Origin of the sequence: Kitasatospora sp. NPDC001309, from assembly GCF_042896295.1 — a bacterium.
Taxonomy (GTDB): Bacteria; Actinomycetota; Actinomycetes; order Streptomycetales; family Streptomycetaceae; genus Kitasatospora.
The window spans coordinates 1-12,095 of the sequence record NZ_JBIAXC010000017.1; the positions used below are offsets into that span (position 1 = coordinate 1).

Here is a 12,095-nt window from a genome sequence, read left to right on the forward strand (position 1 = left end):
GGCTCCCAGTAGACGACTGGGTTGATAGGCCGGATATGGAAGCCCTGTAAGGGGTGGAGTTGACCGGTACTAATAGGCCGAGGGCTTGTCCTCAGTTGCTCGCGTCCACTGTGTTGTTCTGAAACAACGACCCCGACCCGGGGAGAAGTTCACGGGTTGGTGCGGTTGACAGTTTCATAGTGTTTCGGTGGTCATAGCGTGAGGGAAACGCCCGGTTACATTCCGAACCCGGAAGCTAAGCCTCACAGCGCCGATGGTACTGCAGGGGGGACCCTGTGGGAGAGTAGGACGCCGCCGAACAATCATTCAGAAAAGCCCCCGCCGGGTGAACCGGGCGGGGGCTCTTCTGTTGTAGGGTCAACGTGCATTGTCGTGACACAGGACAGGAGGACCCGGGTGGAGGTCCAGGAGACGCGGGTCCAGACCGATCGCGTCCTCACCATCCCCAACCTGCTGAGCATGGGCCGGCTGGTCGGTGTTCCGGTTTTTCTCTGGCTCATTCTGTGGCCCGTCTTCGGCGGGCCGAAGAACGACGGGTGGGCGCTGCTGATCCTGATGCTCAGCGGAATCAGCGACTACCTGGACGGAAAGCTCGCCAGGCGGTGGGGGCAGATCAGCCGGGTGGGGCAGCTGCTGGATCCGCTGGCCGACCGGCTCTATGTGCTGTCCACGCTCGTCGGATTGACGTGGCGTGAGTTCCTGCCGTGGTGGGTGACGGCGATTCTGCTGGCCCGTGAGGTCTTCATCGCCTCGTTGCTGCCCATTCTGAACCGGCACGGTTACGGGCCGCTCCAGACGAGTTTCCTCGGCAAGGCCGCGACCTTCAATCTGATGTACGCGTTTCCGCTTCTCCTGCTCGGCGGCATCGACAGCTGGATCGCGCGGCCGGCCGAGGTGGTGAGCTGGGCCTTCATCTGGTGGGGGACCACGCTGTACTGGTGGTCGGCGATCCTTTACGCGGTGCAGGCGCGGCAGATCATCAAGGCGGGTCCCGCGGGCTCGGCGTCCACAGTCTGAGACGTGATCTGAGAGAAGTCCCACGCCGTCCCGGTGCGTCGGACGATACCTTCCGGGTAGAGAACCCTCTGGAACGGTTTGATGGACCTGCAGGTCCACCACCGCGAAGGAGGACGCACCCGTAATGAAAGCCGTAGTAATGGCAGGGGGCGAGGGCACCCGACTCCGCCCGATGACCTCCAGCATGCCGAAGCCGCTGCTTCCGGTCGCGAATATGCCGATCATGGAGCACGTGCTTCGGCTGCTGAAGCGGCACGGCCTCTCCGACACCGTCGTCACCGTGCAGTTCCTGGCGTCACTCGTCAAGAACTACTTCGGTGACGGCGAGGAACTGGGCATGCACCTCACGTATGCCCATGAGGAGACGCCACTAGGCACTGCGGGGAGTGTCAAGAACGCCGAGGACGCGCTCAAGGACGACTCCTTTCTGGTGATCTCCGGTGACGCGCTGACCGACTTCAATCTCTCCGAATTGATCGACTTTCACCGCAGTAAGAACGCACTGGTCACGGTCTGTCTCACCAGGGTGCCGAATCCCCTGGAGTTCGGAATCACGATCACCGACGAGGACGGCCGGGTCGAGCGCTTCCTGGAGAAGCCGACCTGGGGCCAGGTCTTTTCCGACACGGTGAACACCGGTATCTACGTGATGGAGCCGGAGGTCTTCGACTACGTCGCCGCGGGTGAGTCCGTGGACTGGTCGAGTGACGTCTTCCCGCAGCTGTTGAAGGAGGGCAAGCGGGTCTACGGCTACGTCGCCGAGGGCTACTGGGAGGACGTGGGCACCCACGAGAGCTACGGCAAGGCCCAGGCGGACGTCCTGGAGGGCAAGGTCGAGGTCGAGCTCGACGGCTTCGAGATCTCGCCGGGCGTCTGGGTGGCCGAAGGGGCGGAGGTGGACCCGGAGGCGGTGCTGCGCGGGCCGCTGTACATCGGGGACTACGCCAAGGTCGAGGCCGGCGTGGAGATCCGCGAGCACACCGTGCTGGGCAGCAACGTGGTGGTCAAGCGCGGCGCCTTCCTGCACAAGACGGTGGTGCACGACAACGTCTACGTCGGACCGCAGAGCAATCTGCGCGGCTGCGTGGTCGGCAAGAACACCGATGTGATGCGGGCCGCGCGGATCGAGGACGGCGCGGTGATCGGGGACGAGTGCCTGATCGGCGAGGAGTCGATCATCGGGGCCAACGTCCGGGTCTACCCGTTCAAGACCATCGAGGCCGGCGCCGTCGTCAACACCTCGGTGATCTGGGAGTCGCGCGGCCAGGAGCACCTCTTCGGGCTCCGCGGCGTCTCCGGCATCCTCAACGTCGAGATCACCCCGGAGCTGGCCGTGCGGCTGGCGGGCGCGTACGCCACGACCTTGAAGAAGGGGGCCACCGTCACCATTGCGCGTGACCACTCGCGTGGTGCCCGTGCGCTCAAACGGGCGATGATCTCGGCGCTGCAGACCTCCGCGATCGACGTCCGCGACCTGGAGAACGTGCCGATGCCGGTGGCCCGGCAGCACACCGCGCGGGGGAGCGCGGGCGGGATCTTCCTGCGGACCACGCCGGGTGTGCCGGACTCGTTGGACATCCTCTTCTTCGACGAGCGCGGGGCGGACCTCTCGCAGGCCGGGCAGCGCAAGCTCGACCGGGTCTACGCACGTCAGGAGTACCGGAGGGCGTTCCCGGGCGAGATCGGGGACCTGACCTTCCCGTCCAGCGTCTTCGACTCCTACGCGGGCAACCTGCTGCGGGCGGTGGACACCACCGGGGTCCGGGAGGCCGGGTTGAAGGTGGTGGTGGACACCGCGCACGGCAGTGCCGGGCTGGTTCTGCCCAGCATCCTCGGCCGGCTCGGGGTGGAGGCGCTGACCGTCTCCAGCGGGCTGGACGAGGCGCGGCCGACCGAGGACGCGGAGACCCGGCGGGCCGGGCTGGCCAGGCTCGGCGAGCTGGTGGCCTCCTCGCGGGCGGCCTTCGGGGTGAGGTTCGACCCGGTCGGCGAGCGGGTCGCCTTCGTGGACGAGCTCGGTCGGGTGATCGACGACGACCGGGCGCTGCTGGTGCTGCTGGACCTGGTCGCGGCGGAGCGGCGCAGCGGGCAGGTGGCGCTGCCGGTGACCACGACCCGGATCGCCGAGCAGGTCGCGGCGTACCACGGGACCCAGGTCATCTGGACCACGACCACGCCGGACGACCTCGCGAAGGCGGCCGCCGCCGAGGGGACGGTGTTCGGCGGGGACGGGCGCGGCGGCTTCGTGGTGCCCGAGTTCAGCGGGGTGCTGGACGGCGCCGCGGCCTTCGTCCGGCTGGTCGGCCTGGTGGCGCGGACCCAGCTCACGCTGAGCCAGATCGACGCGCGGATCCCGCAGGCGCACATCCGGCGGCGTGACATCGCGACGCCGTGGGCGGCGAAGGGCATGGTGATGCGTTCGGTGGTGGAGGCGGCCGGCAGCCGGCGGCTGGACACCACGGACGGTGTCCGGGTCGTCGAGGCGGACGGGCGCTGGACGCTGGTGCTGCCGGATCCGGCCGAGGCGGTCACCCACCTGTGGGCCGAGGGTCCGGACGACGAGGCCACCGATGCCCTGCTGGACGAGTGGGCGGCGGTGGTGGAGGGCGCGGGGCGGTGACGTCCTGAGCGGACGGCCCCCTGAACGGCGGGGCGTGCGGAGCCATCCGCACGCCCCGTTGTCCGTTTTCACCTCATTCGGAATGGTCCGTCGCTTTCCGTCCATGTGTATGGCGTGTGTGCAGCTCAGGGGCCGTGCGCAGGGCCCTCCGCCGTCGTGGGACGATGGTCCGCATGCCAGCGACGCCGACGCCGAGTGCTCCGAACGGGCGGTACAACCGCCCCGACGCCTCGATGTCCCTGCTGACCAACGTGATGGACCACAGCCTGGACGAGGGCTACGCCGAGGCGGCCGCGGCCCGGGGCGGTGAGCACGACAGCCGGATACCCCGCACGCTGCGCGGACTGCTGACGCTCGGCGCCGGACTGGCGCTGGTGGGAACCGTGGTCACCGTCGGCGCGGTGAACGCGCACAAGGCGGAACCGACGCTGGCCAAGGAACGGGACGCGCTGATCCACCGGATCAACGACAGCAACGGCTCGGCGGACCGCCTGCAGAAGGAGGTCCAGGACCTGCGACGCAAGGTCGACGACACCCAGCAGCAGGCGCTGGCCTCCGGGGACGGCGGCAGCAGCGGCCTGACCGGTGAGGTCGGGCTGGGGGAGGTCACCGGGCCCGGGGTGAAGCTGGTCCTGGAGGACGCGGCCGGAACCGGCGGCGGGGGCAACGTCGACCCCCGGGCCGGGCAGGGCTTCTCCAACAGCGGCCGGCTGCGCGACCGGGACCTGCAACTGGTGGTGAACGGTCTGTGGGGATCCGGGGCGGAGGCCGTCTCGATCAACGGCCAGCGGCTGACCGCGCTGTCCGCGATCCGGGCGGCCGGTGAGGCCGTGCTGGTGGACAACCGGCCGCTCGTGCCGCCGTACAACATCCAGGCGATCGGGGACGGGCCGAAGCTCCTCACCGCCTTCGAGAACGACATGGCCGGGCAGTACCTGCGGCTGCTGGAGGAGAAGTACGGCATCAAGTCGACGCTCTCCACCCAGAAGAGCCTGACCCTGCCGGCGGCGGTCGGCGTGTCGCTGCGGAGCGCCCAGCCCGTCACGCCCGAGGCCTCGCCGACCGGGTCCGCGTCGGCGTCCCCGTCAGCCGGTCCGTCGGCCGGTCAGAGCGGGACGCCGACGAGCGTCCCGGGAACCTCGGAGAGCCCCGCCGCGTCCGTTTCACCGTCCGCGCCCGGTGCCGGGCCGTCCCCGAAGCGGCGGCCGTCCGGCGGATCGACCAAGACCACCACAGGGACAGGAGCAGCTAGACCGTGATTGCCGTACTGGGTCTCGTGATCGGGGTGGTCGTCGGGCTCTTCGTCCAACCCGAGGTGCCCGACGCCGTCGTGCCGTACCTGCCGATCGCGGTGGTGGCGGCGCTGGACGCGGTGTTCGGCGGCGTCCGGGCGATGTTGGACGGGATCTTCAACGACAAGGTCTTCATCGTCTCGTTCCTGTCGAACGTGGTGGTCGCCGCGCTGATCGTCTTCCTGGGCGACCAGCTGGGTGTCGGTTCGCAGCTGTCCACGGGTGTGGTCGTCGTCCTCGGCATCCGCATCTTCTCCAACGCGGCCGCGATCCGGCGCCATGTCTTCCGTGCCTGAGCAGGGCCGCGGGGCGGCGGCGGAGGAGCCGGCGGAGCCAGCGGCGCCGGCGGTCGAGGAGACCGTCGCGGAGCCGGGCGGGAAGGCGGCCGGGAAGGCTCCGGAGGAGTCGCCGGGGAAGGCCGTCGAGGAGGCCTCGGCGGTGGCCGGGGCCGGCCGGGACGAGCCCGGAGCTGCGGGGGAGTCGGAGAAGTCTGACGCTGAGGCTGAGCTTGAGACCGTGTCCGCGGCGCCGCCGTCGCCGGTGCGGCTGACGAAGACGCCCGTCGAGGCCGAGGCCGAGGCCGGCACCGACGAGCCGTCGGAAGCAGCGGAGCCGGCGGCCGTCGAGGAGTCGGAGGCCGCCGAGGAGCCGCCCGCCGGGGACCGGAACGCCGGTCGGCGGCGGTTGAAGGCGGCGGTCTGGCCGCCGCGGCTGTCGCGCGGGCAGCTGGTGGTGGCGCTGCTGCTGTTCTCGCTCGGGCTGGGGCTGGCGATCCAGGTGCGGTCGACCAACGACCACCACAACCAGCTGCGCGGGGCCCGCCAGGAGGACCTGGTCCGGATCCTCGACGAACTGGACAGCCGTCAGCAGCGTCTGCAACAGGAGAAGGCCGAGCTCGAGCAGTCCCTGGGCAAGTTGGAGAACAGCTCCAACCAGGCCAAGGAGGCCCAGGAGCAGACCAGGAAGAAGATGACCGAACTGGGTGTGCTGGCCGGTACGGTCAAAGCCACTGGTCCGGGCATCGTCCTCACGGTCGATGACCCCCAAGGGCAGGTGAAGGCGGATATGCTGCTGGACACCCTGCAGGAACTTCGAGCGGCGGGGGCGGAGGCGATTCAGATCAACGATGTGCGCGTGGTGGTCAACACCTACTTCACCGACCTGTCGGGCGGTGGGGTGCAGATCGACGGGAAGAAGGTCTCGCAGCCCTATCGGTTCACCGTCGTGGGGAACCCGCAGGACCTGACGCCCGCGCTGAACATCCCGGGGGGCGTCGTGCGCACCCTGGAGAGCCACCAGGCGCGGGCGACGATCACCCAGCAGCAGAAGGTGGTCGTGGACGCCCTGGTGGATCTGAAGACGCCGCAGTACGCCAAGCCGGCTTCGAAGTGACGGGGCGCTCGACGAACGGCCCGTCACGGGCCCGCGGCACCCGGTGCGGGGTGTCGTCGTCGCGTGGGGGAGACTGGTTCGCACCAGTACGCTCCGTAGCACCAAACGCAACACCACACGTCGGAGTACCACTCCAGCAGGCCCGAGCCGCAACCGGGCCCGCAGCCTGTCCGAGGTTCTCACCCTGCCCCGCGGGCGGGTCTGTCACACGCAAGGGGATTCGCCCGTGAGTTTCTTCTCGAAGTTGTTCGGTCGCAACAAGGGCCGCGACGCGGCCGCCGTCGAGGCGCCGACCGCCCGGCACCGCCGGTCGGAGGACGAGCCCGCGGTGCCGGGCATGCGCCCCGCCCCCGAGGCCGGTCAGTACGCCGGTCAGCAGCTGTACCGGGACGGTGCCGCGCAGTACGCCGGGAATCCGGCGGGCTACGGCGCGTCGGTTGACCCCTCCGGCGACCCGCGCATAGGTTTCCCGTCAGGACCCTCAACCTCTGGTGGAGGGTTTGCCCCGGACCCGTACGCCGGGCACAACCCGTCGGGTGTGCCGCGCCAGGAGGCTGTGAACATGGCTGGCCCCACTCCGTGCCCCAGGTGCGGCAACCAGAACCCGGCCGCGGCCCGCTTCTGTTCCCACTGCGGTACGGCGCTGCGCGGCGGCCTGCTGCCGGAGGGGGCGGCGGAGACCACCTCGACGATCTCGATCTCCGGTCTGGAGTCCTACGACCCCTCCGCTACCACCGGCACCGGGACCACGCCGGCGCTGTCGGCCGAGGTGCTGTCGGCGATCGACGCGCTGCCGCCGGGCTCGGCGCTGCTGATCGTCCAGCGCGGTCCGAACTCGGGCAGCCGGTTCCTGCTGGACTCGGACGTCACCACGGCGGGGCGTCACCCGCAGGGTGACATCTTCCTGGACGACGTCACGGTCTCCCGCCGCCACGTGGAGTTCCGCCGCACCCCGGCCGGATTCAGCGTCGCGGACGTGGGCAGCCTGAACGGCACCTACGTCAACCGGGAGCGGATCGACGAGGTGCCGCTGAACAACGGCGACGAGGTGCAGATCGGGAAGTACCGGCTGGTGTTCTTCGCCGGCCACAACCGGGGGTACTGAAACCAACGTCGGCGGGAGCCCGAGTGAATACGAATACTCCTTCCTCTTCTCTCGGGGCGGCCAACCCTGCGTCGTCGTCCGGTCCGCAGGCGGACCGCGGCGGGCGCGGGGTGGTCGCGGCCCCCCGGCAGCCGGTCCGTCCGGACCGGCCCGCCGGCCGCCGGCGCGGCGGTGACGAACTGCTGAGCATCGGCGCGGTGCTGGCCTTCCTGCGCGACGACTTCCCCGAGGTGACCATCTCCAAGATCCGCTTCCTGGAGGCGGAGGGGCTGGTCGAGCCGCAGCGCACCCCCTCGGGGTACCGCAAGTTCAGCCCCGCCGACGTGGAGCGGCTGGCCTACGTCCTGCGGATGCAGCGGGACCACTACCTGCCGCTGCGGGTGATCCGCGAGCACCTGGACGCGATCGAGCGCGGTGAGGCCCCGCCCGCGCTGCCGGCCGCCGACGCCCGGCCCGGCCCGCTGGAGGAGGCCGACCGCGAGCTGGTGGCCTCGGCCGAGGTCGCGTCCGGGGTCCGGCTGGGGCGGGCCGAACTGCTGGCCGCCGCCGGGGCGGGGGAGCCCGAACTGGCCGAGTGGGAGGCGTACGGGCTGGTCATGCCGGGTCCGGACGGCGGGTACGACGGGGAGGCGCTCCAGGTGGCCCGGCTGGTGGCCGAACTCGGCCGGTACGGGCTGGAGCCGCGGCACCTGAGGGCGATGAAGGCGGCGGCGGACCGCGAGATCGCCTTGGTGGAGCAGGTGGTGGCGCCGCTGCGCCGGCACCGGAACCCGCAGACCCGGGCGCACGCGGAGGCCACCGCGCGGGAGCTGGCCACGCTGTCCGTACGGCTGCACGCGGCCATGGTCCAGGCCGGTCTGCGGCCCCGGTCCTAGACCGTGGGGACGCCCTCCGCGGGCCCGGTGCACCGCGCTGACCAGCGGCGTCGGCCCTGCGCTTTCATATCCGGGGTCGGAGCCATAGGGTTGCCTGTGTGAATGAGCTCGACGTCGTGGGTGTCCGGGTGGAGATGCCTTCCAACCAGCCGATCGTGCTGCTTCGGGAGGTCGGGGGAGATCGATACCTGCCGATCTGGATCGGCCCCGGCGAGGCGACCGCGATCGCCTTCGCCCAGCAGGGCATGACTCCGGTGCGCCCGCTGACGCACGACCTGTTCAAGGACGTCCTGGAAGCGCTCGGCCAGCAGCTCACCGAGGTCCGGATCACCGACCTGCGGGAGGGCGTGTTCTACGCCGAGCTGGTCTTCACCGGCGGGGTCGAGGTGAGCGCCCGGCCGTCCGACGCGATAGCGCTGGCCCTGCGCACCGGCACGCCGATCTACGGGAGCGAGGAGGTGCTCGCGGAGGCGGGCATCGCGATCCCGGACGAGCAGGAGGACGAGGTCGAGAAGTTCCGCGAGTTCCTCGACCAGGTGTCGCCCGAGGACTTCGGGGGCGGCGGCCCGCAGTAGGGCGAACGGCGGACGGGGCTGGTCAGCCCTTTTGCATGCCGTTTTGCCAAAAACCGTCCACCTACCCAAACTAGGGGCACGAAAAACCACTCTCCTGAGTGATGTGGTTTGTCTGGCCCGGCGTGGCGATCGTTGACGGGTCATAGGGGACTGCCTACCGTCAGGAGTGGCTGTCCGGGTGGCCGATGCCCGCAGTCGGTTGCCCGCAGCACGAGTGGACGGAGGTAGGCATGAGCAGCACCGGCGATGACGCGGCCGTGGGAGGCCTGTGCTCCGTGCACGTGCCGCGCACCGCTCGCACCGTGTCGGACCTGCCCAGGATGAGCAGGTTCCCGGCCGTGCAGCCGGGCCAGCCCGCGATCGAGCGGCTGGCCCCGACGTCCGAACTGGTCGGCTTCCGCGGTCCGACGGCCTGTGCGGCGGCCGGCATCACGTACCGCCAGCTGGACTACTGGGCCCGCACCGGGTTGTTGGAGCCCAGCGTCCGCACGGCGTACCCGGCGACCAGTCAGCGGCTCTACAGCTTCCGCGACGTGCTGCTGTTGAAGATCGTCAAGCGGCTGCTCGACGCCGGCGTCTCATTGCAGAACATCCGGGTGGCCGTCGCCCATCTGCAGGCGGCCGAGCAGGCCGACCTGGCCGGGCTGACGCTGATGTCCGACGGCGCGACGGTGTACGAGTGCACCACGCCGCAGCAGGTGGTCGACCTGTTGAAGGGCGGTCAGGGCGTGTTCGGCATCGCGGTCGGAGCGGTCTGGCGGGAGCTGGAGTCGACCCTCGGGCGGCTGCACGCGGAGCGGACCGACACCGGTGAGACGCTGGTCGGTGACGATCCGGCGGACGAACTGGCGCAGCGGCGCAACCGGGCGGTCTGACCGGCAGCACTTCCACGGGGCCGTGGGCGGGAACGGGGAACCGTTCCGGCCCACGGCCTCGTCGTGTTGCCTGGTGAAACGATCGAGGGAGGGGCACGTGAAGGTCGGCACCGGGATATCGGAGTTGCTGCGGCGTCGGGCCGGCGGGGTGCGGGCGCGGCTGCGGGAGCGCCGTACGCAGCGCAGGGTCTTCCAGGCGACGACGCTGCTCTGCTCGCTCGCGCTGGCGCCCAGCGCCTGGCTGTGGGTCGGGGCGGGGGACCGGGTGGGCACGGTGGAGAGCGCGCCCTCGGCTCCGGTGGCGGTGGTCTTCGGCGCCGGGCTGGACCAGGGCAAGCCGTCGCCGTACCTGGAGCACCGGCTGGTGGCGGCACTGGACCTGTACCGGGAGGGCAAGGTCAAGGCCATCCTGGTGACCGGGGACAACGGGCGGATCGAGTACGACGAGCCGGACGCGATGTACCGCTACCTGACCGAGCACGGCGTCCCCGGGGACCGGGTGGTGCGGGACTACGCGGGCTTCGACACCTGGAACTCCTGCACCAGGGCGCACCGGATCTTCGGGGTGGACCGCGCGGTGCTGGTCAGCCAGGACTTCCACGTCCGTCGGGCGCTGGCGCTGTGCGAGGCGGCGGGGATCCGCTCGTACGCGGTCGGCGTGCCGGAACTGCACGACACCACCTGGCTGTACGGCGGGCTGCGGGAGGTCGCCGGGGCGGGCAAGGCGGCGGTGAACGTCTGGCTGCGGCCGGACCCGGCGTTCCTCGGGCCCAAGGAGGACGGCATCCCGAAGGCGCTGGCGGAGGCCGCGAAGCAGTAGCCGGGGCGTGGGCGGGCGGGCGCCGGGCGTCGGCCGGGACCTCGGCCGGGTTCGTACGCACTGTCGGACCCGTGCGCGATGATCGGCGGGTGCGATCTCTGCCGAGCATCATCCACCTCGACATGGACGCCTTCTTCGCGGCGGTGGAGCAGGCGGCCAAGCCGAGCCTGCGCGGGAAGCCGGTGGTCGTCGGCGGGCTCGGCGGGCGCGGGGTGGTCTCCACGGCCTCGTACGAGGCGCGGCGGTTCGGGGTGCACTCGGCGATGCCGATGGCCCAGGCGCGGCGGCTGTGCCCCAACGCGGCCTTCCTGTCCGGGCGGTTCGAGGCGTACCGGCAGAACAGCGAGATCGTGATGGGACTGCTGCGCCAACTGTCGCCGCTGGTGCAGCCGTTGAGCCTGGACGAGGCCTTCGTCGACCTGATGGCCGGTCCGTACGGCCCGGTGCTGTCGGAGGCGGACCACGAGACCGGGGAGCGGCTGGTGCTGGCCCTGGCGGAGGACCTCAGGGCGGACATCCAGCGGCTCACCGGGCTGACCGGTTCGGTGGGGGCGGCGGGCTCCAAGCTGATGGCGAAGATCGCCTCCGAGCAGGCCAAGCCGGACGGGCTGGTGCTGGTCGAGCCGGGGCAGGAGCGGGCCGTGCTCGGCCCGATGCCGGTCCGGGCGCTGCCCGGGATCGGGCCGGCCACCGAGCAGGTGCTGCGCCGGGCCGGGTTGAGCACGGTGGCGGACCTCGCGGAGGCGGGGGAGGCGGAGCTGGTCCAGCTGCTCGGGCGGGCGCACGGCACCGGGATCTTCCACATGTCGACAGGGCTGGACGACCGGCCGGTGGTGGCCGACCAGGATGCCAAGTCCGTCTCGGTGGAGGACACCTACGAGGTGGACCTGGCCGACCGGGACCGGGTGCTGCGGGAGGTGGAGGCGCTCGCCGGGCGCTGCGTCCGGCGGCTGCGCTCGGCCGGGCGCTCGGGCCGGACGGTGGTGCTCAAGGTGCGGCGGTTCGACTTCTCGACGCTGACCCGCTCGGAGACCCTGGGCGGGCCCACCGACGACGCTGCGGTGATCACGGCGACGGCCCGGCGCCTCGCCGAGCAGGTGGACATCACCGGCGGGGTGCGGCTGCTCGGGGTGGGCGTGGCCCAACTGGCCGACTACACCCAGGAGGACCTCTTCGCGCAGGCGCTGCGGGAGGAGGCGGCGGAGCACGCCGAGGTGGCCGAGGCGGCGGTGGCCGAGGAGGAGCCGGAGGAGATCGTGGTGCGGCGCTGGATGCCCGGACAGGACGTCCGGCACGCCGAGCTGGGGCCGGGGTGGGTCCAGGGCAGCGGAGTGGGGCGGGTGACGGTGCGGTTCGAGACGCCGTGGAGCGGGCCGGGCCGGGTGCGGACCTTCGCGGTGGACGATCCGGCGCTGGAGCCGGCCCGGCCGCTGCCGCTGCGGCAGCCGGAGGAGCCGGACGCGGACGGGGCTGAGGCGTAGGGGGCTGAGGGACGGTGCCCGAGGCGGGCGGGCGCGGTAGCGG

General features: G+C 71.0%; 10 protein-coding genes, 2 rRNA genes and 1 pseudogene. All 13 read left to right on the forward strand.

Annotated elements, in window-relative coordinates; all coding sequences use genetic code 11:
* A 23S ribosomal RNA gene (locus ACFY2K_RS18660) occupies positions 1 to 93 on the forward strand; the annotation flags it as partial.
* A 90-nt stretch (positions 94 to 183) separates the two neighbouring features.
* Positions 184 to 300, forward strand: a 5S ribosomal RNA gene (rrf, locus tag ACFY2K_RS18665).
* A 96-nt stretch (positions 301 to 396) separates the two neighbouring features.
* On the forward strand, positions 397 to 1,017 hold the full coding sequence (locus tag ACFY2K_RS18670; protein ID WP_375893575.1) for a CDP-alcohol phosphatidyltransferase family protein: 621 nt from the start codon (positions 397 to 399) through the stop codon (positions 1,015 to 1,017).
* Between the two features lie 124 nt (positions 1,018 to 1,141).
* Complete coding sequence (locus tag ACFY2K_RS18675) at positions 1,142 to 3,637, forward strand: sugar phosphate nucleotidyltransferase (protein ID WP_380644502.1); 2,496 nt, start codon at positions 1,142 to 1,144, stop codon at positions 3,635 to 3,637.
* Between the two features lie 233 nt (positions 3,638 to 3,870).
* A pseudogene (locus ACFY2K_RS18680) lies at positions 3,871 to 4,707 on the forward strand (DUF881 domain-containing protein); the annotation flags it as partial.
* A 185-nt stretch (positions 4,708 to 4,892) separates the two neighbouring features.
* Positions 4,893 to 5,225: a small basic family protein gene (locus ACFY2K_RS18685; protein ID WP_030062488.1), complete on the forward strand. Its 333-nt coding sequence runs from the start codon at positions 4,893 to 4,895 to the stop codon at positions 5,223 to 5,225.
* Positions 5,226 to 5,445: 220 nt separating this feature from the next.
* Positions 5,446 to 6,321 (forward strand): DUF881 domain-containing protein, encoded by an 876-nt coding sequence (locus tag ACFY2K_RS18690; RefSeq protein ID WP_380595134.1) that lies wholly within the window; start codon positions 5,446 to 5,448, stop codon positions 6,319 to 6,321.
* A gap of 562 nt (positions 6,322 to 6,883) precedes the next feature.
* Positions 6,884 to 7,426, forward strand: a complete 543-nt coding sequence (locus ACFY2K_RS18695) for an FHA domain-containing protein (RefSeq protein ID WP_387712566.1) — start codon at positions 6,884 to 6,886, stop codon at positions 7,424 to 7,426.
* A gap of 182 nt (positions 7,427 to 7,608) precedes the next feature.
* Positions 7,609 to 8,301 carry a MerR family transcriptional regulator gene (locus ACFY2K_RS18700; RefSeq protein ID WP_375893682.1) on the forward strand — a complete coding sequence of 231 codons (693 nt, stop codon included), beginning with the start codon at positions 7,609 to 7,611 and terminating at the stop codon, positions 8,299 to 8,301.
* A 98-nt stretch (positions 8,302 to 8,399) separates the two neighbouring features.
* On the forward strand, positions 8,400 to 8,876 hold the full coding sequence (locus tag ACFY2K_RS18705) for a bifunctional nuclease family protein (RefSeq protein ID WP_375893581.1): 477 nt from the start codon (positions 8,400 to 8,402) through the stop codon (positions 8,874 to 8,876).
* 230 nt (positions 8,877 to 9,106) lie between these two features.
* On the forward strand, positions 9,107 to 9,751 hold the full coding sequence (locus ACFY2K_RS18710) for a MerR family transcriptional regulator (RefSeq protein WP_380528703.1): 645 nt from the start codon (positions 9,107 to 9,109) through the stop codon (positions 9,749 to 9,751).
* Positions 9,752 to 9,848: 97 nt separating this feature from the next.
* Positions 9,849 to 10,571: a vancomycin high temperature exclusion protein gene (locus ACFY2K_RS18715; RefSeq protein ID WP_375893585.1), complete on the forward strand. Its 723-nt coding sequence runs from the start codon at positions 9,849 to 9,851 to the stop codon at positions 10,569 to 10,571.
* Between the two features lie 89 nt (positions 10,572 to 10,660).
* On the forward strand, positions 10,661 to 12,052 hold the full coding sequence (locus tag ACFY2K_RS18720; protein WP_387712569.1) for a DNA polymerase IV: 1,392 nt from the start codon (positions 10,661 to 10,663) through the stop codon (positions 12,050 to 12,052).
* Positions 12,053 to 12,095 lie beyond the last annotated feature (43 nt).